At 54.4% G+C, this 18,900-nt stretch carries 36 protein-coding genes; all 36 read right to left on the bottom strand.

Annotated features, from left to right (window positions below):
- Positions 1-45: 45 nt before the first annotated feature.
- Positions 46-789: a tRNA pseudouridine(38-40) synthase TruA gene (gene truA, locus BM299_RS08105; protein ID WP_092482974.1), complete on the bottom strand. Its 744-nt coding sequence runs from the start codon at positions 787-789 to the stop codon at positions 46-48.
- Positions 782-1,594: an energy-coupling factor transporter transmembrane component T family protein gene (locus tag BM299_RS08100; RefSeq protein ID WP_092482973.1), complete on the bottom strand. Its 813-nt coding sequence runs from the start codon at positions 1,592-1,594 to the stop codon at positions 782-784. Before BM299_RS08100 ends, truA begins: the two co-directional genes overlap by 8 nt.
- Positions 1,588-2,469 (bottom strand): ATP-binding cassette domain-containing protein, encoded by an 882-nt coding sequence (locus tag BM299_RS08095; RefSeq protein WP_092482972.1) that lies wholly within the window; start codon positions 2,467-2,469, stop codon positions 1,588-1,590. Before BM299_RS08095 ends, BM299_RS08100 begins: the two co-directional genes overlap by 7 nt.
- The gene (locus tag BM299_RS08090) at positions 2,442-3,293 is read right to left on the bottom strand and encodes an energy-coupling factor transporter ATPase (RefSeq protein ID WP_092482971.1); all 852 of its coding nucleotides are present in this window, start codon (positions 3,291-3,293) and stop codon (positions 2,442-2,444) included. Before BM299_RS08090 ends, BM299_RS08095 begins: the two co-directional genes overlap by 28 nt.
- Before the next feature lie 73 nt (positions 3,294-3,366).
- The gene (rplQ, locus tag BM299_RS08085) at positions 3,367-3,705 is read right to left on the bottom strand and encodes a 50S ribosomal protein L17 (RefSeq protein WP_092482970.1); all 339 of its coding nucleotides are present in this window, start codon (positions 3,703-3,705) and stop codon (positions 3,367-3,369) included.
- A 12-nt stretch (positions 3,706-3,717) separates the two neighbouring features.
- Positions 3,718-4,665 carry a DNA-directed RNA polymerase subunit alpha gene (locus BM299_RS08080; RefSeq protein ID WP_092482969.1) on the bottom strand — a complete coding sequence of 316 codons (948 nt, stop codon included), beginning with the start codon at positions 4,663-4,665 and terminating at the stop codon, positions 3,718-3,720.
- A 58-nt stretch (positions 4,666-4,723) separates the two neighbouring features.
- Positions 4,724-5,350, bottom strand: a complete 627-nt coding sequence (gene rpsD, locus BM299_RS08075) for a 30S ribosomal protein S4 (RefSeq protein WP_092482968.1) — start codon at positions 5,348-5,350, stop codon at positions 4,724-4,726.
- Between the two features lie 20 nt (positions 5,351-5,370).
- Positions 5,371-5,760 carry a 30S ribosomal protein S11 gene (gene rpsK / locus BM299_RS08070; protein WP_092482967.1) on the bottom strand — a complete coding sequence of 130 codons (390 nt, stop codon included), beginning with the start codon at positions 5,758-5,760 and terminating at the stop codon, positions 5,371-5,373.
- A gap of 13 nt (positions 5,761-5,773) precedes the next feature.
- The gene (rpsM, locus tag BM299_RS08065; RefSeq protein WP_092482966.1) at positions 5,774-6,145 is read right to left on the bottom strand and encodes a 30S ribosomal protein S13; all 372 of its coding nucleotides are present in this window, start codon (positions 6,143-6,145) and stop codon (positions 5,774-5,776) included.
- A 20-nt stretch (positions 6,146-6,165) separates the two neighbouring features.
- Complete coding sequence (rpmJ, locus tag BM299_RS08060) at positions 6,166-6,279, bottom strand: 50S ribosomal protein L36 (protein WP_015617898.1); 114 nt, start codon at positions 6,277-6,279, stop codon at positions 6,166-6,168.
- Positions 6,280-6,375: 96 nt separating this feature from the next.
- The gene (gene infA / locus BM299_RS08055; protein ID WP_092482965.1) at positions 6,376-6,594 is read right to left on the bottom strand and encodes a translation initiation factor IF-1; all 219 of its coding nucleotides are present in this window, start codon (positions 6,592-6,594) and stop codon (positions 6,376-6,378) included.
- A gap of 30 nt (positions 6,595-6,624) precedes the next feature.
- Positions 6,625-6,906, bottom strand: coding sequence for a KOW domain-containing RNA-binding protein (locus tag BM299_RS08050; RefSeq protein ID WP_092482964.1), 282 nt, complete (start codon positions 6,904-6,906; stop codon positions 6,625-6,627).
- A 121-nt stretch (positions 6,907-7,027) separates the two neighbouring features.
- Positions 7,028-7,774, bottom strand: a complete 747-nt coding sequence (gene map, locus BM299_RS08045; protein WP_092482963.1) for a type I methionyl aminopeptidase — start codon at positions 7,772-7,774, stop codon at positions 7,028-7,030.
- Between the two features lie 15 nt (positions 7,775-7,789).
- A complete protein-coding gene (gene secY, locus BM299_RS08040; RefSeq protein ID WP_092482962.1) occupies positions 7,790-9,064 on the bottom strand; it encodes a preprotein translocase subunit SecY in 1,275 nt (424 codons plus the stop codon).
- Positions 9,064-9,507, bottom strand: a complete 444-nt coding sequence (gene rplO, locus BM299_RS08035; RefSeq protein WP_092482961.1) for a 50S ribosomal protein L15 — start codon at positions 9,505-9,507, stop codon at positions 9,064-9,066. The genes secY and rplO overlap by 1 nt, the downstream gene beginning before the upstream one ends.
- A 12-nt stretch (positions 9,508-9,519) precedes the next feature.
- The gene (gene rpmD, locus BM299_RS08030) at positions 9,520-9,699 is read right to left on the bottom strand and encodes a 50S ribosomal protein L30 (RefSeq protein ID WP_092482960.1); all 180 of its coding nucleotides are present in this window, start codon (positions 9,697-9,699) and stop codon (positions 9,520-9,522) included.
- A 12-nt stretch (positions 9,700-9,711) separates the two neighbouring features.
- Positions 9,712-10,212: a 30S ribosomal protein S5 gene (gene rpsE / locus BM299_RS08025; RefSeq protein ID WP_092482959.1), complete on the bottom strand. Its 501-nt coding sequence runs from the start codon at positions 10,210-10,212 to the stop codon at positions 9,712-9,714.
- Between the two features lie 28 nt (positions 10,213-10,240).
- Positions 10,241-10,606 (bottom strand): 50S ribosomal protein L18, encoded by a 366-nt coding sequence (gene rplR / locus BM299_RS08020; RefSeq protein WP_092482958.1) that lies wholly within the window; start codon positions 10,604-10,606, stop codon positions 10,241-10,243.
- 24 nt (positions 10,607-10,630) lie between these two features.
- Entirely contained in the window at positions 10,631-11,176 is a 546-nt protein-coding gene (gene rplF, locus BM299_RS08015) for a 50S ribosomal protein L6 (RefSeq protein ID WP_092482957.1), read from the bottom strand.
- A gap of 22 nt (positions 11,177-11,198) precedes the next feature.
- Positions 11,199-11,597, bottom strand: coding sequence for a 30S ribosomal protein S8 (gene rpsH, locus BM299_RS08010; protein WP_092482956.1), 399 nt, complete (start codon positions 11,595-11,597; stop codon positions 11,199-11,201).
- A gap of 21 nt (positions 11,598-11,618) precedes the next feature.
- The gene (locus BM299_RS08005; RefSeq protein ID WP_092482955.1) at positions 11,619-11,804 is read right to left on the bottom strand and encodes a type Z 30S ribosomal protein S14; all 186 of its coding nucleotides are present in this window, start codon (positions 11,802-11,804) and stop codon (positions 11,619-11,621) included.
- Positions 11,805-11,839: 35 nt separating this feature from the next.
- Complete coding sequence (gene rplE / locus BM299_RS08000) at positions 11,840-12,382, bottom strand: 50S ribosomal protein L5 (protein ID WP_092482954.1); 543 nt, start codon at positions 12,380-12,382, stop codon at positions 11,840-11,842.
- Between the two features lie 22 nt (positions 12,383-12,404).
- Positions 12,405-12,731, bottom strand: coding sequence for a 50S ribosomal protein L24 (gene rplX / locus BM299_RS07995; RefSeq protein ID WP_092482953.1), 327 nt, complete (start codon positions 12,729-12,731; stop codon positions 12,405-12,407).
- A 29-nt stretch (positions 12,732-12,760) separates the two neighbouring features.
- Positions 12,761-13,129, bottom strand: coding sequence for a 50S ribosomal protein L14 (gene rplN, locus BM299_RS07990; RefSeq protein WP_092482952.1), 369 nt, complete (start codon positions 13,127-13,129; stop codon positions 12,761-12,763).
- A 42-nt stretch (positions 13,130-13,171) separates the two neighbouring features.
- On the bottom strand, positions 13,172-13,420 hold the full coding sequence (gene rpsQ / locus BM299_RS07985) for a 30S ribosomal protein S17 (RefSeq protein WP_092483044.1): 249 nt from the start codon (positions 13,418-13,420) through the stop codon (positions 13,172-13,174).
- 53 nt (positions 13,421-13,473) lie between these two features.
- Entirely contained in the window at positions 13,474-13,677 is a 204-nt protein-coding gene (gene rpmC / locus BM299_RS07980; protein ID WP_092482951.1) for a 50S ribosomal protein L29, read from the bottom strand.
- Positions 13,667-14,101, bottom strand: coding sequence for a 50S ribosomal protein L16 (rplP, locus tag BM299_RS07975; RefSeq protein ID WP_092482950.1), 435 nt, complete (start codon positions 14,099-14,101; stop codon positions 13,667-13,669). Before rplP ends, rpmC begins: the two co-directional genes overlap by 11 nt.
- 5 nt (positions 14,102-14,106) lie before the next feature.
- Complete coding sequence (rpsC, locus tag BM299_RS07970) at positions 14,107-14,772, bottom strand: 30S ribosomal protein S3 (RefSeq protein ID WP_092482949.1); 666 nt, start codon at positions 14,770-14,772, stop codon at positions 14,107-14,109.
- 1 nt (position 14,773) lies between these two features.
- Positions 14,774-15,118: a 50S ribosomal protein L22 gene (gene rplV, locus BM299_RS07965; RefSeq protein WP_092482948.1), complete on the bottom strand. Its 345-nt coding sequence runs from the start codon at positions 15,116-15,118 to the stop codon at positions 14,774-14,776.
- Positions 15,119-15,139: 21 nt separating this feature from the next.
- Positions 15,140-15,424, bottom strand: a complete 285-nt coding sequence (gene rpsS / locus BM299_RS07960; protein WP_092482947.1) for a 30S ribosomal protein S19 — start codon at positions 15,422-15,424, stop codon at positions 15,140-15,142.
- 34 nt (positions 15,425-15,458) lie between these two features.
- On the bottom strand, positions 15,459-16,286 hold the full coding sequence (gene rplB, locus BM299_RS07955; protein ID WP_092482946.1) for a 50S ribosomal protein L2: 828 nt from the start codon (positions 16,284-16,286) through the stop codon (positions 15,459-15,461).
- A gap of 59 nt (positions 16,287-16,345) precedes the next feature.
- The gene (gene rplW / locus BM299_RS07950; RefSeq protein WP_092482945.1) at positions 16,346-16,633 is read right to left on the bottom strand and encodes a 50S ribosomal protein L23; all 288 of its coding nucleotides are present in this window, start codon (positions 16,631-16,633) and stop codon (positions 16,346-16,348) included.
- Positions 16,633-17,256, bottom strand: coding sequence for a 50S ribosomal protein L4 (rplD, locus tag BM299_RS07945; protein ID WP_092482944.1), 624 nt, complete (start codon positions 17,254-17,256; stop codon positions 16,633-16,635). The genes rplW and rplD overlap by 1 nt, the downstream gene beginning before the upstream one ends.
- Before the next feature lie 30 nt (positions 17,257-17,286).
- A complete protein-coding gene (rplC, locus tag BM299_RS07940) occupies positions 17,287-17,916 on the bottom strand; it encodes a 50S ribosomal protein L3 (protein WP_092482943.1) in 630 nt (209 codons plus the stop codon).
- 266 nt (positions 17,917-18,182) lie between these two features.
- On the bottom strand, positions 18,183-18,491 hold the full coding sequence (rpsJ, locus tag BM299_RS07935) for a 30S ribosomal protein S10 (protein WP_092482942.1): 309 nt from the start codon (positions 18,489-18,491) through the stop codon (positions 18,183-18,185).
- A 38-nt stretch (positions 18,492-18,529) separates the two neighbouring features.
- Positions 18,530-18,900: EF-Tu C-terminal domain-related protein (locus BM299_RS07930; RefSeq protein WP_483863694.1), on the bottom strand; the 371-nt coding region annotated here is incomplete at its 5' end.

Here is an 18,900-nt window from a genome sequence, read left to right as displayed (position 1 = left end):
TCAAGGTATTTACGTTAATACAACAACAAATACTGTTACATATTATTAATATTCCACATATTCCAAACATAATCCCTGGGGCGGCATGGTAGGACCGGCCTGCAACCTGTCACGGGACTCCAAAATCATTTTAACCGTTTCCGGCTTGATTTTGCCCAGGCCCACCTGGACCAGGGTACCTACCATGATCCGTACCATGTTATACAAAAATCCGTCCCCGTTAAAAGTAAACATAACCAGTGGCCCTTCCCGCGTCACCTCGACCCGGTTCAACGTGCGCACGGTGTTTATTACCGGCGAGCCCGCCGCTTGAAAGCATTTGAAATCGTGCCGGCCTATCAAACAGCTGCAGGCTGCGGATATAGCCTCCACATCCAGGGGTACGGGCCAAAAGGTGCTGTACAGGCGGTGAAATGGCGAGGGAATCCGGTCATTCCAAATGCTGTACCGGTATGTTTTGGCCCGGGCGGAAAACCTGGCATGAAAATCGGCCGGCACCTCCTCGGCCGCAACCACCACAATATCACCGGGCAGCACCCCGTTCGCAGCCAGTGGAATGCGCTGCACCGGGATGGGCCATTCCCCGGCGTCAAAGTTAACTACCTGACCCCGGGCATGTACACCGGAATCGGTGCGCCCCGCCCCAACCACCTGCACCCGTCGACCGGCCAGTTTGCAAAGACAGTTTTCTAACTCCTCCTGGACGGTGGCCAGCCCGGTCCCCCGCTGCTCCTGAAAACCGTGGTAATTGGTGCCGTCGTAGGCCACCGTAAGTTTGACATTACGCAAGGTTCCACCCCGTCAATCGCTGCACTACAATAAAGCCCAAAATCAGTACGTTTATCAATACAGCAGCATAATCAGCAGCGCCGAAACGCAACTCATGCATCCGGGAACGTACGGTACCCACCCGATAGCCCCGGATCTCCATGGCCAGGGCCAGTTCGTCCGCCCGGTTGAATATATTAATGAGCAGCGGGACCATAAACGGCACCAGCCGTTGGGCCCGCTCCCTTACGCTGCCGCGGGTGAAATCGGCGCCCCGGGACCGCTGCGCCATAAGCAGGTACCGGGCCTCGTCAAAGAGGGTGGGAACCAGGCGCAGAGCCAAATTAACCACCATAGCCAGTTCCCGCACCGGTACTTTTACCCTGGCCAGCGGCGCCAGCAACCATTCCAGGGCGGAAGCCAATTGCAAGGGGGTGGTGGTAAAGGTAAGCGCCGCCGCCACCAGCATCAGCAGGGCCAGTCGCCACAAGAGCCAACCGCTGTTCGCCAGACCTTCTCCGGAAATCTTGACAAAGCCGTAACTAAATAGCGGCTCACCGGGCGTAAACAACACCTGAATGATAAAGCTAACCAACAGCAGCAACCACAGGGCCCGCAAACTGCGCCAGTATACCCCGGGCCTGATCCGCGACACGACAAGCACCAGCACTGTCCAGACAGACAGCAATCCCATGGCGGCAGGGTTGTCCGCCAGGAATGCCGCCGGCAGCGCCAGGACCGTGCAGGTTAACTTGGCCCGGGGGTCCATACGGTGCATCAATGACTGCCCCGGTAAGTATTGCCCCGCGGTAATGCCGCTCAACACGTGGTATCTCCTCCTGGTTCGATGCGGACAGTTTGCAACAGTTCCTGCAACATCCCGGCGGCTTCTTCCGGAGTCAGGGGTATCCCCGGCAATTGTATGCCGGCCTCGGCCAGCCGGCCGGCCAACTCCACGGCAAACGGGGCTTTCAGCCCGGCCTTGCGCAGCATCGCTGCTTCACCCAGCATTTGCCCGGCATCCCCCACGCCCATCAACCGCCCCCGGCATAATACCGCCACCCGATCGGCATAAGACGCCGCATCCTCCAGGTGATGGGTGATCAATATCACAGTGGTCCCGTACTCCGCCTGAATATCTTTCAGTTTGCGCAGGATTGATTTGCGGGTTGCCGGATCCAGCCCCGCCCCGGGCTCATCCAACACCAACACTTCAGGCCGCATGGCCAGCACCCCGGCAATGGCAACCCGGCGCAACGCTCCGCCGCTGAGTGTCTTGGGGTCGGCTCTTTGCAATTTTTCCGGCAACCCCACCATGGCCAGCGCTTCGTTCACCCGCCGGGCCACCGCCCGTTCATCAATTCCCAGATTACGCACGCCAAAGGCAATGTCGTCAAATACCTTTAAATTAAAAATTTGCCGCTCGGGGTACTGAAAAACCAGGCCCACCCGGCGCCACAATTCGCTGCGGTGACTGCGGTCGGTTACATCACCGCCCAGCACCCGCACCCGGCCGGTGGTTGGCAGCAGCAACCCGTTAAAGTGCATTACCAGGGTTGTTTTACCGCTGCCGGAGGCCCCGGCCAGCACCAGGAATTCGCCCCGGGATATTTCCAGGTCTATACCCCCCAAAGCCTCCGCCTGTAGCGGCGTGCCCGGAAAATATACATGAGTTAGTTTTTCTGCTTTAATACACGGCATAGATAATCAACCAAATCCTCAATGAATACAATATCAGGCGGCAGTGCCACGCCCCGGTTCGCCAGGCAACAGGCCAACTCAGCCATACCGGGTAAACCCAACCCCAGGCTGCTCAGCAGTCGGTGCTCACGGCCAAAGATCGTCCCCGGGCTGTCATCCGCCGCCAAAACGCCGTTGCCCAGCACCCAGATCCTGTCTGCCCGGGCAGCCTCATCCATATGGTGGGTAACCATCACCACTGCTTTGCCGGCACCGGCCAGGCTGCGCAATACTTGCAGCACTCCCTGCCGGCCCAGGGGGTCCAGCATGGAGGTGGGCTCATCCAGCACCAGGCAGGACGGTTTTAAAGCTAAAAGACCCGCAATGGCCAGGCGCTGTTTCTCCCCGCCGGAAAGCAGGTGCGGCGGCCGCCGGCGCAAATGTTGCAGGCCCACGGCATCCAGGGCATCATCCACCCGGCGGCGCACTTGGACCGGGGGCAGGTTTAAGTTCTCCGGCCCGAAAGCAACGTCTTCTTCCACCACGGCGGCCACCAGCTGGTTATCCGGGTTCTGCACCACCAGCCCCACCCGCTGCCTGACGGTTTCCCCGGCGGTCGGATCCCCGGCCTTTAGCCCGTCGATGATTATTTCGCCGCCGGACGGCTGCAGCAGCCCGGAAATAAGCCGTGCCAGGGTGGATTTGCCGGACCCGTTGGGACCGATCACGGCAATAAACTCACCCCGGCACACGGTCGCGTGTATATCTTTAAACACGGGGCGGTCACTGCCCGGATAAGTGTAAGACAGGCCCTTTAATTCCACCAGGGGCCTGTTTTTAGGCATAGGCACACTCTACCCCTTTAAATGCCAAGAGGAAACCGCATAACGCGATTTCCCGGTCAGCAAATATGGTTATTTAAACCAGTTCCAGCATAGCCAGCTGGGCGGCGTCGCCACGCCGGTTGCCCAGTTTAACGATGCGGGTATACCCGCCCTGGCGGTCGGCATATTTGGGCCCGTAAGTATCAAACAGTTTACGCACCACTTTTTCCTCATATATATACTCCAGCGCCTGCCGGCGGGCGCTCAAGTCCCCCCGCTTGGCCAGGGTGACCATTTTTTCGGCTATCCTCTTCACTTCTTTGGCTCGGGCCTCGGTGGTGGTAATACGTTCATCGCGGAAAAGAGAGGTCACCAGGTTGCGCAACATGGCCTTCCTGTGGCCGGTGTTACGACCCAACTTTGCGTAAGCCACCTTTATCCCTCCTTAATCATCATCCTTGCGCAGTGATAAACCAAGTTCGGCCATTTTGTTCAAAACCTCTTCCAGGGACTTTTTACCGAGGTTGCGCACCTTCATCATGTCTTCTTCATTACGCTGGGTCAATTCCTCCACGGTATTGATTCCGGCGCGTTTCAGACAGTTATATGAACGCACGCTTAAATCCAGTTCCTCAATGGGCATTTCCAGGATCTTATCCTTTTGTTCTTCTTCCTTCTCGACCATTATCTCAACGTCGTCGGTCGACTCGGTCAGGCCGATGAACAGGCGTAAATGCTCACTTAATATTTTGGCGCTGAGACTGATGGCCTCATCCGGCTTGATGCTGCCGTCCGCCCATACTTCAAGCGTCAGCTTGTCGTAGTCGGTACGTTGCCCCACCCTGGTGTTATCCACGTTATAGTTCACTTTTCGCACCGGCGTAAATATGGAATCAACCGGGATAACCCCTATGACGTGGTCTCCCTTTTTATTGCGCTCGGCCGGTACGTACCCGCGCCCCCGGGATACGGTCATTTCCATCACCAAGCTGGATCCTTCGGCCAGAGTGGCGATATGCATTTCCGGGTTCAGTATTTCCACGTCAGCGTCGGTTTTAATGTCGCCTGCTGTTACAGCACCCTCTTCCCGGGCCTCGATGCGTAAGATTCTTTCCTCATCGGTATACATCTTCAAGCTAAGGCCTTTGAGGTTCAAAATAATATCGGTCACATCTTCTTTTACACCGGGAATAGTGGAAAATTCGTGCAAAACCCCTTCAATTTTTACGGAAGTGACCGCCGCGCCCGGCAGGGAAGACAGCAAAATACGCCGCAGCGAATTGCCCAGTGTGATACCGTAACCCCTTTCCAGAGGTTCCACCACAAATTTGCCGTAATTGTTGTCCTCATCCATTTCAACGCATTCAATTTTTGGCTTCTCGATTTCCAACATACTTTAGACTTAACCCCTCCTTAGGACGGAATGGGATTACCCCCCAAATGCGCCTACCTTACTTGGAGTAAAGCTCCACAATAAGTGTTTCCTGAACTGGGGCGTCTATCTGTTCCCGGGAGGGAAGCGCTACCACCCGGCCGACAGCCTGATTGGCGTCGTATTCCAACCATGCCGGGGGAGTGTTGTCAGCGGCACGTTCCAGTAATTCCTTTACCCGCGGCGATTCCTTGCTTCTATCCTTAACGGTAATTTCATCTCCCACCCGCACCAGGAAGGAGGGAATATTGGTCTTTCTGCCGTTTACCTTAAAATGCCCGTGACGCACCAACTGGCGGGCCTCCGCACGGGATGCGCCCAAGCCCAGGCGGTAAACCACGTTATCCAAACGACGTTCCAGCAAGCGTAACAGATTTTCGCCGGTAACCCCGGGCTGCCTGGCAGCCTTGTCATAGTAATTCCTGAATTGTTTTTCCAGAACCCCGTAAAATCTACGGGCTTTTTGTTTTTCCCTTAATTGCAGACCGTACTCCGAGACTTTTTTCCGGCCTTTGCCGTGCTGACCGGGAGCATAACTGCGGCGATCAATACCGCATTTACCGGTATAGCAGCGATCCCCTTTCAAAAACAGCTTCTGTCCTTCCCGCCGACACAGTTTGCACTGTGCACCTGTATACCTAGCCATAGTCTAGTGATTACACCTCCTTATACTCTGCGGCGCTTGGGTGGCCGGCATCCGTTATGGGGAATCGGTGTAACGTCTTTAATCACGCTCACTTCCAGGCCGGCAGCCTGCAAAGACCGAATAGCCGCTTCCCTACCGGCGCCGGGCCCCTTAACCGTTACTTCCACTTCTTTCATACCATGTTCCATGGCTTCCCGGGCAGCCTTCTCCGCAGCCATCTGGGCGGCAAAGGGGGTGCTTTTTCGGGATCCCTTAAAACCCACACCGCCGGCGCTGGCCCAGGAAATGGTATTTCCCTTCATATCCGTAATGGTGACCAGGGTATTATTAAAAGTGGACTTGATATGTGCCACACCTTGCTCGACATTCTTGCGCTCCCGCTTTCTGGTTCTGGTAACTCTGCGAGCCATTCATTTCCCCCCTTTACTTCTTCCTGCGCGCGCCGACAGTCCGCTTCGGTCCCTTGCGGGTCCTGGCGTTATTCTTGGTATTCTGCCCGCGTACCGGCAGGCCGCGACGGTGACGCACTCCCCGGTAGCTGCCTATTTCTATGAGCCGCTTGATATTCATGGCGATTTCCCGGCGAAGATCGCCTTCGACGCGGTAGTTCTTTTCAATAACATCCCTTAACTTGTTGACTTCCTCCTCGGTCAGGTCCCTGATCCGAGTGTCGGGATTTACTCCGGTCTGCTGCAATATCTTTTGCGAAGTAGATTTCCCGATGCCGTAAATATAGGTAAGACCGATTTCCGCTCTTTTATCACGCGGCAGGTCCACACCCGCGATACGTGCCATTCCTTTTAAACACCTCCAGCTTACCCTTGCCTTTGTTTATGCTTGGGGTTTTCGCATATCACCATGATTTTGCCTTTGCGGCGTATGATCTTGCATTTTTCACAAATCGGTTTGACAGAAGGTCTAACTTTCATCCTGCAACCTCCCCGGGTCCTGCCCGGTTTACGCACTGTAACGGCAGAACCTGATAATTTACTAACCTGTTACATTTTCCGCATTAACTTGCCTGTTTATTTATAACGATAGACAATTCTGCCCCGGGTTAAATCGTAAGGAGATAACTCCACCATCACCCGGTCTCCGGCCAGAATACGGATAAAATTCATCCTTATTTTACCGCTTACATGGGCCAGTACTTTGTGCCCGTTTTTTAATTCCACGCGAAACATGGCATTGGGCAACGGCTCAATCACGGTACCTTCCATTTCTATAACATCTTTACCTGACATTAGATAAAAACCAACCTCCTTTTACAATGGTTACTCTTCCGGGTTTCCAACCAGTCGCTCAATAGCCCGGCGAATTTCAGGGTTGTTTATGCGTTCGTCCGCCTGCAGCTTTTCGGCAATTTCTTCAGCCACCCGGTGATGAAGGACCAGGTGTTTCAAGTTCTTCTTTTTCGGGTTCTCCAGGCGCCTGACCATTCCGTCGGCAACCTTGACATATCCTTCTCCCAGGACTTCCACCACCAGATAAACCCTGCCGCTGTCTCGCCCGGACCTGGATTCCACCAGTTGCCCCGGGACCGCTTTTCCTTCCATCGCCATTCACCCTCCCGATCAACCGGTTCAGGCTCTATCCAGCATATACGAACTGAGCTTTTAAAGGCATTGAGTTATGTTGTTTGCTGTCCCGACCACCAACAGCCAGTGCCGAAACATGCTACAGCGTGGTCAATATCCGGGGTTCACCGTCAGTAATCACTATGGTATGTTCAAAGTGCGCCGAAGGCTTGGCGTCCCTTGTAACCACCGTCCAGTTATCCGGAAGAGTTTGCACATAATAAGTGCCCATGTTTACCATCGGTTCTATTGCTAATGTCATACCTGCTTTAAGCCGTGGCCCCCGACCGGGCCTGCCGAAATTAGGTACCTGCGGTTCCTCGTGCATCTTATTGCCGATGCCGTGTCCCACATAATCTCTGACCACAGAAAAGCCATGCTGTTCCACGTAGGTTTGTACCGCATGTGATATATCGGAAAGCCGGTTGCCTTCCCGGGCCATGGCGATCCCCCTGTACAGGGATTCCCTGGTCACATCCAGCAATTTTTGCAGCCCCGGCGTGATATCGCCCACGGGAAAGGTCTGGGCGCTATCCCCGAAATATCCATTTATTTCCGCTCCAACGTCAATACTAATAATATCTCCATTTTCCAATTTTCTTAAACCGGGGATACCGTGCACCACCTGCTCATTTACCGAAGCGCATATGGTAGCCGGAAAACCGTAAAGTCCTTTGAAAGCCGGCCGCGCCCCCCTGGATACGATATATTCCTCGGCAACCAGGTCCAACTCCGCGGTGGTAACACCGGGACGTATCATCCGGGCAATTTCGGCCAGCGCACCGGCCACAATTTTTCCGGCCTCACGCATATAGCCCAATTCGTGTTCAGACTTGCAGATAATCATCAGCAAACACCCCGGTTACTTAATGAAGCCCTGATAGCTCCGCATCAACAGGTGGGATTCAATTTGCTTCATGGTATCCAGAGCCACACCCACTACGATCAATAGCGCCGTACCGCCGAAATAAATATTGGGAATACGGGTGGCCAGCAGAACAAAGTTGGGCAATATGGCAATCAGCGCCAGAAACACCGCCCCGGCCAGGGTAATTTTGTTCATTACCCGGGCAATATATTCCGCTGTCGGCCGGCCCGGCCTGATACCCGGAATAAATCCACCGTATTTTTTGATATTGTCCGCCATATCCACCGGGTTCATAATTACGGCTGTGTAGAAATAAGTAAAACCGATAATCAGCAGAGCGTACATCACCGTATGGGCCGCCGAACTCCAGCCGAAATACTTGACGTAAAAATCAGCGACGGCTGAGCCCTGGAACCAGCGGGCAATTTGCTCCGGAAACATTAACAGCGAAGACGCAAAAATGACAGGTATGACGCCGGCCTGGTTCACTTTCAGCGGCAGGTGGGTAGTTTGCCCGCCGTACACCCGGCGACCCACCACCCGCTTGGCGTACTGAACCGGAATGCGCCGCTGCCCTTCCTGGACCGCCACCACCGCGGCGATCACCAGGGCGCCGATAACGGCCAGTATCACTATGCTAAGGATATTGATGGTCCCGGCTTCCAACTGCAGGTACAGGTTCTGCAATCCCGCCGGCAGCCGGCTCACAATACCGGCAAATATCAGCAGCGATATACCGTTGCCGATGCCCCGCTCGGTAATTTGCTCGCCTATCCACATCAGCAGGGTGGTACCGGCGGTCAAGGTAAAGGCAATTACCACGTAGCTTAAAAATCCGGGGGTGTGCAATACACCGTACCGGCCCATCATTACGCTCATGCCGACAGCCTGCAGCAGCGCCAGAATAACCGTAAAGTAACGGGTGTACTGGGTGATTTTCTTGCGTCCTTCTTCCCCTTCCTTCGCCAGTCTTTCCAGGTGCGGTATGACCACCGTCAACAGCTGCATGATAATGGAGGCGTTGATGTAAGGCACGATGCTCATGGCAAAAACCGAAAAACTTTTGAAGGCCCCGCCGGAAATCACATCGAAAAAGCCGAACAACATGCCTGCGCCGATAAGTTCCTTGAAAGCGTCAACGTTAACTCCGGGCACCGGTACGTGTGCCCCCACCCGGAAAATGAAGATCATGGCCAGTGTAAACAACAGTTTACTGCGCAATTCACTGACCTTGAACGCTCCTTTGAGACCGTCTATTAATTGGGTCATCAAATCACCTCGGCCTTGCCACCGGCTGCCTCAATCTTTTCCACCGCCGACTTGCTGAATGCATGGGCCTTGATAGTAAGAGACTTTTCCAGGTTCCCTTCACCCAATATCTTGATCCCGTCACCGACTTTCTTGATTACCCGGGCTTTCAGCAGGGTTTCCGGGGTCACTTCGGTGCCGCTCTCAAAAAGGTTGAGTTTATCGATATTTACGGCAATGATTTCCTTTTTAAAAGGTGCATTGGAAAATCCCCGTTTGGGCATCCGGCGCTGCAGCGGCATTTGGCCGCCCTCAAAACCAGGCCTTACTCCCCCGCCACTGCGGGCCTTTTGCCCCTTGTGTCCGCGTCCGGCGGTTTTACCCAGTCCGGAGCCGATGCCCTGCCCCTTGCGGGTGGGTTTATGCCTGGAGCCGGGTGTGGGTTTTAATTCATGCAGGTTCATGGTGCACCTCCTTTATACTTCCTCCACTTTCAACAAATGGTTGACTTTGTTTATCGCGCCCCTGATCTGGGGTGTATCCTCATGGATAACGGAACGGTTGGTTTTTCTGAGGCCCAGGGCGTATACCGTTTTCCGCTGGGTCTCCGGCCGCCCGATCAGGCTCCTGACCAGGGTAATCTTTAGCTTCGCCACAACACTACCCCCTTAACCCATAAGTTCTTCCACAGATTTGTTACGCAGGCGGGCAACTTCTTCCGGCATTTTCAATTGCTTGATACCTTCGAGGGTGGCGCGCACTACATTATTGGCGTTGTTTGAGCCCAACGATTTGGTAAGAATATCCTTGACCCCGGCCAGTTCCATGATCGCCCGCACAGGACCGCCCGCTATCACACCGGTACCGGGTGCAGCGGGTTTCAGCATTACTTTGCCGGCGCCGAACCGCCCAATAACTTCATGTGGAATCGTGGTTCCGGACAGGGGCACATTGATCAGCTTCTTTTTAGCGTCCTCAATGCCCTTGCGAATGGCCTCCGGCACTTCGCCGGCCTTGCCCAGCCCGGCGCCGACCCGGCCCTTGCCGTCGCCGACAACCACCAGGGCCGAAAAGCTGAAACGCCTGCCGCCCTTAACCACCTTGGCCACGCGGTTTATAAAAACAACTTTTTCGGAAAACTCGGATTTTGCCGGTTCAAAATTTGACACCGTTTCCCCTCCTTTTTACCGGTCCGTCCTAAAATTCGAGGCCGCCTTCCCTGGCGCCGTCTGCCAGGGCTTTAATCCGGCCGTGATAAATATAACCGGCACGATCAAACACCACTTTTTTGATTCCTTTTTCCTGGGCCTTGGCCGCAATCAGCTTGCCCACTTCCACGGCCGCCTCCTTGTTGCCGCCGGCCACTTTACCTTTAATTTCGGGCGAAAGGGAAGACGCAGCCACCAAGGTTTCCCCCAGGTCGTCGTTGATAATCTGAGCGTATATATTATTGAGGCTGCGGTATACGTTCAGTCTCGGCCGCTGTGCGGTGCCTTGAATTTTATTGCGTACGCGCAGCTGCCGCTTTTTCCGCAATTCGTTGCGGTCAGGTTTGTTAATCATGCCACTTCACTCCTTCCCCCTGTTTTAACGCTTAACCCCGGCTTTACCGACTTTACGGCGGATCCGCTCGTTTTCATACTTGATGCCCTTGCCCTTATAGGGCTCCGGTTCCCGTACCGCGCGGATGTTGGCCGCAATGGCGCCCACCATTTCCTTGTCGATACCCTTGACCGCAATTTTGGTGGGGGCGGGCACTTCAATCTCGATGCCCGGCGGGGGCTCTATTTCCACAGGGTGCGAGTACCCCACGGTCAATACCAGCTTTTTGCCCTGCATGGCAGCCCGGTAACCCACTCCGACCAGTTCCAGGTTTTTTTGGAAGCCGTTGGCCACCCCCTGGACCATGTTGTTGAGCAGGGTTCGGGTAAGACCGTGTAAAGATTTGTGCAGCTTGTTTTCCGAAGGTCTTTCCACCACTATTGTACGGTCATCAACCTGTTTAATGATCATGTCCTTGTGAAACTCTTTTTCCAGCTTCCCTTTAGGGCCTTCCACCCGCACGGTGTTGCCTTCCAACGTGACCTTAACCGCATCGGGAAGCGAGATCGGTTTTCTGCCGATTCTGCTCATGCCTTACACCTCCTATGCCCTTCTACCAGACGTAGCAGATTACCTCGCCGCCGAGGCCCTCCTGACGGGCTTTTTTATCGGTCACAATACCCCGGGAGGTGGATATGATAGCAATACCCAGCCCACCCAGCACCTTGGGGATGGAATCCTTGCGCGCGTATACCCGCAATCCCGGCTTGGATATGCGCTTGAGCCCGGTGATTATCCGTTCCCTGTCTTTGGTGTACTTGAGGTAAATTCGTATTATACCCTGTTTGCCATCCTCAATATATTCATAATCCCTGATGTAGCCTTCCTGCTTCAGTATTTCTGCAATGGCACGCTTCACTTTGGAAGCGGGGGCCTCGACTTTATCATGATAAACCGTATTGGCATTGCGAATACGGGTCAAAAAATCGGCAACAGGATCAGTCATGACCATCCCAAGAATACCTCCTTCCTTTTACCAGCTCGCCTTCCTCACGCCCGGTATTTCACCTTTGTAAGCCAGTTCCCGGAAACAGATCCGGCAGATGCCAAACTTGCGCATGTAAGCGTGAGGCCGGCCGCAGATATTGCACCTGTTATACGCCCGCACCCGAAATTTCGGCGGGCGCTTTGCTTTGGCAATCATTGATTTTTTGGCCAATTGGGTCCCTCCTTTACAACGAAAATTGGTCCAGATTACGCCGCTTTAAACGGCGCCCCCAACAGGCGAAGCAGTTCCCGCGCTTCTTCATCGGTCCGCGCGGTGGTGACGAAAATAATATCCATACCTCTAACCTTGTCGATCTTGTCATAATCAATTTCCGGGAAAATAAGCTGTTCCCTTACGCCCATGCTGTAATTGCCCCGCCCGTCAAAGGACTTGGGCGAAATGCCCCGAAAGTCGCGCACCCGCGGCAGGGCAATGTTGAACAACCGGTCGACAAATTCATACATGCGCTCGCCCCGCAAGGTCACCTTGCAACCCACGTTCATCCCCGTGCGCAGCTTAAAGGCGGCAATGGATTTTTTTGCCTTGGTCACCACCGGGCGCTGCCCGGAGATGGTCATCAAGTCGTTTACCGCCGCGTCAATGGCCTTGCTGTTCTGGATGGCTTCGCCCACGCCCATGTTAATAACGACCTTTTCCAGCCTGGGCACCTGCATGGGATTTGTATAACCGAACTTTTCCATCATGGCTTTGACAACTTCATCCCTGTATTTATCCTTAAGCCTAGGCAAACCTGTTCCCTCCTTCCGCCCGTTAGCTGAGCACTTCCCCGCATTTCTTGCACTGGCGGACTTTTTTACCATCTTCCAGCAGTTTTTTACCCACCCGGGTCGGACTGTTACACTTACTGCAAAAAAGCATTACGTTGGAACTGTGGATGGGTGCTTCCCGCTCGATAATGCCCCCCTGTGGTATGGTACGGGAGGGTTTGGTGTGGCGCTTAACTTTATTGACACCTTCAACTACCACCCGGCTTTTGGCAGGTTGCACTTCCAGCACCTTGCCCTTCTTGCCGGCGCTTTTGCCACGAATCACCAGCACCGTATCGCCTTTGCGCACATGCACTTTAGGCTTGGTCATATCCGTTACACCTCCTGTGGCGGCATTGTTTACAAAACTTCCGGAGCCAGAGAGACTATTTTCATATAGTCGTGATCGCGCAGCTCCCGGGCGACGGGACCAAATATCCGTGTGCCGCGCGGGGTTCCGTCATCCTTGATTATAACGGCGGCGTTTTCATCAAACTTGATATACGTTCCGTCTGGACGACGCACTTCCTTCTTGGTCCGCACCACTACAGCCCTGACCACGTCCCCCTTCTTAACAACGCCGCCTGGCGTAGCTTCCTTGACGGAAGCGATAATTACATCGCCCAGGCTGGCATAGCGGCGGAAAGCCCCGCCCATGACCCGGATGCACATGAGCTTGCGGGCGCCGGTGTTATCTGCCGCTCTGAGCATTGATTGCACTTGAATCACCAGACATCCTCCTTTGCACGATAATCGGTGGACTACCGGCGGCTATAGCTGTTCCGCTTTCTGTAAAATTTCCACCACACGCCACCGTTTATCCTTGGACAGTGGCCTGGTTTCCATAATTATCACTTTATCACCGATATTGCACGTATTTTCTTCGTCATGGGCCTTGAATTTTTTGCTGAACCGGATAGTGCGGCCGTATAATTTATGCCTGCCCAGCGATTCCACAGCCACAACCACAGTTTTATCCATTTTATTGCTTACCACGATACCTGTCCGGGTTTTGCGCATCTTGCGCTCCGACAATGTGGCTACCCCCTTCCGCTACGGGATATGAATTTTCACTAAGCCCGGTTAATGCCGATTTCCCTTTCCCGCAGAACGGTTTTGACGCGGGCAATGTTCCGGCGTACTTCCTTAATCCGCATTGGGTTATCCAGTTGTCCGGTAGCCAGTTGAAAGCGTAACCGGAACAGTTCGTCCTTGGTGTCGTGCAGCTTCTTTTGCAACTCCGCGTCGGTCAGTTCGCGCAGTTCATTAGCTTTCACTTGCCTCACCTACTTCCCCACGTCTTACAAACTTAGTCTTAACGGGCAATTTATGCGAGGCCAGACGCATAGCTTCCCGGGCTACCTCTTCACTAACGCCGGCCAGTTCAAACATTATCCGGCCCGGTTTGACTACCGCCACCCACCATTCAGGGGCGCCCTTGCCGCTACCCATCCGGGTTTCAGCCGGCTTTTTGGTAACTGGCTTATCCGGAAAAATTTTAATCCATACCTTACCGCCCCGCTTGATATGACGGGTCATGGCGATACGCGCAGCTTCTATCTGGCGGTTGGTGATCCAACCGGGCTCCAGAGCCTGCAAACCATATTCTCCGAAATGGACCTCATTACCCCCCTTGGACTTGCCCTTGGGGATTCCTCCGCGACGCTGCTTGCGGTACTTAACCCTTTTCGGAATGAGCATAGAGCCTATTCGCCTCCTTTACCGGCAGCGGTCTTCCTGACTTCCGGCAAAACTTCTCCTTTATATATCCAAACTTTAATTCCTATTTTTCCATAAGTTGTGTTAGCTTCCGCAAAACCGTAATCAATATCGGCACGCAGTGTATGCAGAGGCACTTTTCCCTCGCTGTACCACTCGGTCCTGGCTATTTCCGCACCGGCCAGGCGTCCGCTGCAGGCTATTCTGATGCCTTTGGCGCCCATTTTCATGGCGCGGCCCACGCTCTGCTTCATCGCCCGCCGGAAAGCAATCCTTCTTTCCAACTGGGAGGCCACGTTTTCCGCCATGAGTTGCGCGTCCAGTTCCGGGACCTTGATTTCCACTATGTTGACGTTGACCTGTTTGCCGGTCATCTTCTCCAGCTGTTTGCGCAGGTTTTCCACCTCGGCGCCGCCCCGGCCGATGACAATACCGGGCTTGGCGGTGTGGATGGAAATTTTCACCTTGTTGGCGGCCCGTTCAATCTGAATGCGGGAGATACCGGCCGCGTACAATTTATTCTTTATAAACTTACGAATATTAAAATCCTCAAGCAGAAGGCCGGAGAAATTTTTCTTATCGGCATACCATTTACCTTCCCAATCTTTGATAATACCGATGCGCAATCCTTTGGGATTTACCTTCTGGCCCACACTAACCCTCCTTTTTCTCTTTAACTACCACGGTAATGTGGCTGGTACGGTGGCGCAATATATCGGCCCGGCCCATGGCCCGGGGCTGCCACCGCTTCAAGGTGGGTCCTTGATCCACGTAACAGGCGGCCACGTACAGGTTATCCTTGTTCATTTCGTAATTGTGTTCAGCGTTGGCGGCGGCCGATTTCAGCACCTTGGCCACGGGCACGGACGCCCGCTTGGGCGTGAATTTCAGAATTGCCAGCGCTTCGTTAACGTCTTTACCCCTGATTATATCTATAACCTGGCGCACCTTGCGCGGTGAAATACGGATATATTTAGCAACCGCTCTTGCTTCCTGCATAGTCTTACCCCCTTTTTACATTTACTTCAAAGCGGTAGACCTTTCAGTATGCGATCCGTGTCCCCTGAAAAGTCTTGTGGGGGCGAACTCGCCTAATTTGTGTCCAACCATGTCCTCGGTAATGTATACGGGAACATGCTTTCTGCCGTCGTGCACGGCAATGGTATGACCGATCATTTCCGGGAAAATGGTGGAACGGCGGGACCAGGTCTTGATGACCCGTTTGTCGCCCTTTTCGTTCATCTCATGAATTCTCTTAAGGAGTTTTTCGTCACAATACGGGCCTTTTTTAAGAGAGCGACCCATCGGCTAGCCTCCTTCCTGCACCTATAAGCGTTTACTATTTTTTACCGCGCCGCTTGACGATCAGGCGATCGCTGGGTTTGTTCTTTCTGGTCCGTGCGCCCAGAGCAGGTTTACCCCAGGGTGTAACCGGGTTCCTGCCGACGGGTGAGCGCCCTTCACCACCGCCGTGGGGGTGATCCACCGGGTTCATGACCACACCGCGTACGCTCGGGCGTTTACCCAGCCAGCGGGAACGGCCGGCCTTGCCGACGGTAATGTTTTCGTGATCCACGTTACCCACTTGTCCGATGGTGGCCCGGCAATCCTGCAGAATCAGCCGCATTTCTCCAGACGGCATGCGCACATGCGCGTACTTGCCTTCCTTGGCCATAAGCTGTGCCGCGGTGCCCGCGGAGCGAACCAACTGGCCGCCTCCCCCGGGATGCAATTCAATATTGTGTATCATGGTACCCACCGGAATGTTGCGCAGCGGCAAAGCATTACCAACCTTGATGTCGGCATCGGGGCCGGACTCCACCTGCTGGCCCACTTTGAGGCCAACCGGAGCCAGCATGTAGCGCTTTTCCCCGTCGGCGTAGTGCAGCAGGGCAATACGCGCTGAGCGGTTGGGGTCGTATTCAATAGTGGCCACCTTGGCCGGAATGCCGTCTTTATCCCGTTTAAAATCGATAATGCGGTACATCCGCTTGTGACCGCCGCCACGGTGGCGAACGGTTATTCTGCCGCTTCCGTTTCTGCCGCCTTTCCTTTTCAGCGGTTCCAGCAGGGACTTTTCCGGTTCGGTTGCGGTTATTTCCTCAAAGGTCGAAACGGTGACAAACCTCCGACCCGGCGATGTGGGCTTAAATTTTTTAATCCCCACCTGGTCTCCCTCCTTATCGCACTCGCCCGCCTACCACTGCAACCAGGCGAGTCTTTTCGCTACACACCTTCAAAGAGCTGAATTTTATCCCCTGCTTTGAGGGTAACAATGGCTTTTTTCCGGTCAGGCGCCTTGCCCCAGCGGTTGCGGACGCGTTTTGTCTTGCCCTTCACCCGCATGGTGCGCACCTTATCCACTTTAACGTTGAATAAATCTTCCACAGCCTTGCGTATTTCGATCTTGTTGGCGTTTAAGTCAACAATAAAAGTATACTTGTTTTCTTCCAGCAACGACATGCTTTTTTCAGTAACCACGGGCCTGATGATGATATCTCGAGGATTCTTCACTATGCGAACACCTCCTCGACTTTGGCCACCGCATCCCTGGTAATCACCAGCGTTTTATGCGCCAGCAAGTCGTACACGTTGAGCCCCGGAACGCTGAGGGGCTTAATCCCCGGGATGTTGCGCGCCGACTTGAAAACCGAGTCGTCTTTTTCCGCTGTTACCACCAGCGCCTTGTTGTTCACCTTCAGGTTTTCCAGTATTTTCACCATGTCCTTGGTTTTGGGGGCATCCAGCTTTAATTCTTCCAGCACAACAATGGTGCCGCCCTCCACCTTGGATGAAAGGGCTGACTTCATGGCCAGCCTGCGCACCTTTTTGGGGATCCGGTAGCTGTAATCCCTGGGATGCGGGCCGAATACTATGCCGCCGCCGCGCCAGATGGGCGAGCGGGTGGACCCGTGCCGGGCACGGCCGGTGCCCTTCTGGCGGTAAGGTTTACGCCCGCCGCCGCTGACCTCGGCCCTGGTTTTTGTATCGTGAGTGCCCTGCCGCCTGCCGGCCAGTTGCATGGTCACGGCGTCATGCAGAGCCTGCCGGTGCACCGGTATGCCGAAGACGTCGTCCTTGAGGTCAATTTCTCCGACCTGGTCACCGTTTATGTTGTATATGGCAACTCTGGGCATGATTGACTTCCTCCTTTCGCTGCGCCGCCGTTACCTTGCTTTAACGGCCTCTTTAACCATTACCAGGCCGCCCCGCGCACCCGGTATGGCGCCCTTGACAGCCAGCAGGTTTTTACCGGCGTCCACCCGGACCACTTCCAGATTTTGCACGGTCACCCGCTCCATACCGTAATGTCCGGGCAATTTCCTGCCCTTGAACACCCGGGCCGGTCCTTTGGCTGACAGCGCACCAGGCCTGCGGTGATACTTGGAACCGTGCGCCATGGGGCCGCGGTGAAAGCCGTGGCGTTTAATGCCGCCGGCAAAGCCGCGCCCTTTGCTGGTTCCCACTACGTCCACCTTTTGGCCGGCTTCAAAGATATCGGCCTTTATTTCCTGGCCCACTTCGTAGGTATCGATATCGTCAACGCGGACTTCCCGCAAATAGCGCTTGGGTTTTACGCCCGCCTTTTCAAAATGTCCCTTAATGGGTTTGTTGAACAGGTTTTCCCGCTTTTCACCGAACCCCAACTGAACGGCGTTGTAACCGTCCTTTTCGCCGGTCTTCTTTTGTACCACTATGCAGGGACCGGCCTCGATTACGGTCACCGGAACGGCTATACCTTCATCGGTGAAAACCTGGGTCATACCAACCTTTTTACCTAAAATTGCTTTAGGCATTTCTCCACTGCACCTCCCGAGCCTGCTCGAAGTCACTGCTTGCAAGGCTTTTTCGATGCCGTCAGCGGTTCACGTTTGGTGATCGGTCGTCGGTGGTCGGTGGTCGGTATACGGCAGCACAGCATGATACAAGCAACTATAATCTGTACAACGCCATGATAGCGCTGCTATTGATTCCATCATGCAAACCGACAGCCTTCCGCCCCTCCACAGAATCGACGATGCACCGGTGAACTTGACCTTCGAGACTGCTGATAATTTTTATTTTATAGTTTGATTTCAATATCCACCCCGGCGGGCAGGTCAAGGCGCATCAGCGCGTCCACCGTTTTCGGCGTGGGTTCCATTATATCAATCAACCGTTTGTGGGTTCTCATTTCAAATTGTTCCCGGGAGTCTTTGTTGACGTGCGGGGAACGTAAAATGGTGTAAATGCTTTTTTCCGTGGGCAGCGGCACGGGGCCTGCCACGTTGGCGCCGGTCCGGCGCGCGGTGTCCACTATTTTCTGGGCTGACTGGTCCAGCATGTGGTGGTCATACGCCTTGAGCCGGATGCGGATCTTTTGACTTTTCATGCACTGACCTCCTTTCACGCCAAGAAGCGAGGCTACAGTTATTCGTTGATGCCGGTAACCACCCCGGCGCCCACGGTACGGCCGCCTTCACGGATGGCGAAACGCAAGCCTTCTTCTATGGCGATGGGGGTGATGAGTTCGATGTCGATCTTGATGTTGTCGCCGGGCATGACCATCTCTACGCCTTCCGGCAGTTTGACTACTCCGGTGACGTCGGTGGTGCGGAAGTAGAACTGCGGGCGATAGCCGTTAAAGAACGGGGTGTGACGGCCACCCTCTTCTTTGGTCAGTACATACACTTCGGCGTTGAATTTGGTGTGTGGCTTGATGCTGCCGGGCTTGGCGAGTACCTGACCGCGCTCGATTTCTTTACGGTCCACGCCGCGCAGCAGGCAGCCTACGTTGTCGC

This window comes from Desulfoscipio geothermicus DSM 3669, assembly GCF_900115975.1.
Classification (GTDB): domain Bacteria; phylum Bacillota; class Desulfotomaculia; order Desulfotomaculales; family Desulfallaceae; genus Desulfoscipio; species Desulfoscipio geothermicus.
The sequence above is the reverse complement of the archived record's forward strand: the minus strand, read 5'-3'. Positions and strand labels throughout refer to the sequence as shown.

What these genes read in the sequence shown, in the direction of transcription:
- rpsQ (WP_092483044.1), bottom strand. Translation starts at nt 13,420, where the DNA reads ATGCGCAAAACCCGGACAGGTATCGTGGTAAGCAATAAAATGGATAAA.
- rpsS (WP_092482947.1), bottom strand. Translation starts at nt 15,424, where the DNA reads ATGGGTCGCTCTCTTAAAAAAGGCCCGTATTGTGACGAAAAACTCCTT.
- BM299_RS08080 (WP_092482969.1), bottom strand. Translation starts at nt 4,665, where the DNA reads ATGTTGGAAATCGAGAAGCCAAAAATTGAATGCGTTGAAATGGATGAG.
- rpsH (WP_092482956.1), bottom strand. Translation starts at nt 11,597, where the DNA reads ATGGTCATGACTGATCCTGTTGCCGATTTTTTGACCCGTATTCGCAAT.
- rpsD (WP_092482968.1), bottom strand. Translation starts at nt 5,350, where the DNA reads ATGGCTAGGTATACAGGTGCACAGTGCAAACTGTGTCGGCGGGAAGGA.
- BM299_RS08050 (WP_092482964.1), bottom strand. Translation starts at nt 6,906, where the DNA reads ATGGAAGGAAAAGCGGTCCCGGGGCAACTGGTGGAATCCAGGTCCGGG.
- rplX (WP_092482953.1), bottom strand. Translation starts at nt 12,731, where the DNA reads ATGACCAAGCCTAAAGTGCATGTGCGCAAAGGCGATACGGTGCTGGTG.
- rplD (WP_092482944.1), bottom strand. Translation starts at nt 17,256, where the DNA reads ATGCCCAGAGTTGCCATATACAACATAAACGGTGACCAGGTCGGAGAA.
- infA (WP_092482965.1), bottom strand. Translation starts at nt 6,594, where the DNA reads ATGTCAGGTAAAGATGTTATAGAAATGGAAGGTACCGTGATTGAGCCG.
- rplR (WP_092482958.1), bottom strand. Translation starts at nt 10,606, where the DNA reads ATGATTAACAAACCTGACCGCAACGAATTGCGGAAAAAGCGGCAGCTG.
- rplF (WP_092482957.1), bottom strand. Translation starts at nt 11,176, where the DNA reads ATGAGCAGAATCGGCAGAAAACCGATCTCGCTTCCCGATGCGGTTAAG.
- rplV (WP_092482948.1), bottom strand. Translation starts at nt 15,118, where the DNA reads ATGCAGGAAGCAAGAGCGGTTGCTAAATATATCCGTATTTCACCGCGC.
- rplO (WP_092482961.1), bottom strand. Translation starts at nt 9,507, where the DNA reads ATGAACCTGCATGAATTAAAACCCACACCCGGCTCCAGGCATAAACCC.
- BM299_RS08090 (WP_092482971.1), bottom strand. Translation starts at nt 3,293, where the DNA reads ATGCCTAAAAACAGGCCCCTGGTGGAATTAAAGGGCCTGTCTTACACT.
- rplP (WP_092482950.1), bottom strand. Translation starts at nt 14,101, where the DNA reads ATGCTCATTCCGAAAAGGGTTAAGTACCGCAAGCAGCGTCGCGGAGGA.
- rpsJ (WP_092482942.1), bottom strand. Translation starts at nt 18,491, where the DNA reads ATGAAAAGTCAAAAGATCCGCATCCGGCTCAAGGCGTATGACCACCAC.
- BM299_RS08095 (WP_092482972.1), bottom strand. Translation starts at nt 2,469, where the DNA reads ATGCCGTGTATTAAAGCAGAAAAACTAACTCATGTATATTTTCCGGGC.
- secY (WP_092482962.1), bottom strand. Translation starts at nt 9,064, where the DNA reads ATGACCCAATTAATAGACGGTCTCAAAGGAGCGTTCAAGGTCAGTGAA.
- rplC (WP_092482943.1), bottom strand. Translation starts at nt 17,916, where the DNA reads ATGCCTAAAGCAATTTTAGGTAAAAAGGTTGGTATGACCCAGGTTTTC.
- rpmJ (WP_015617898.1), bottom strand. Translation starts at nt 6,279, where the DNA reads ATGAAAGTTAGACCTTCTGTCAAACCGATTTGTGAAAAATGCAAGATC.
- map (WP_092482963.1), bottom strand. Translation starts at nt 7,774, where the DNA reads ATGATTATCTGCAAGTCTGAACACGAATTGGGCTATATGCGTGAGGCC.
- rpsM (WP_092482966.1), bottom strand. Translation starts at nt 6,145, where the DNA reads ATGGCACGTATCGCGGGTGTGGACCTGCCGCGTGATAAAAGAGCGGAA.
- rpsK (WP_092482967.1), bottom strand. Translation starts at nt 5,760, where the DNA reads ATGGCTCGCAGAGTTACCAGAACCAGAAAGCGGGAGCGCAAGAATGTC.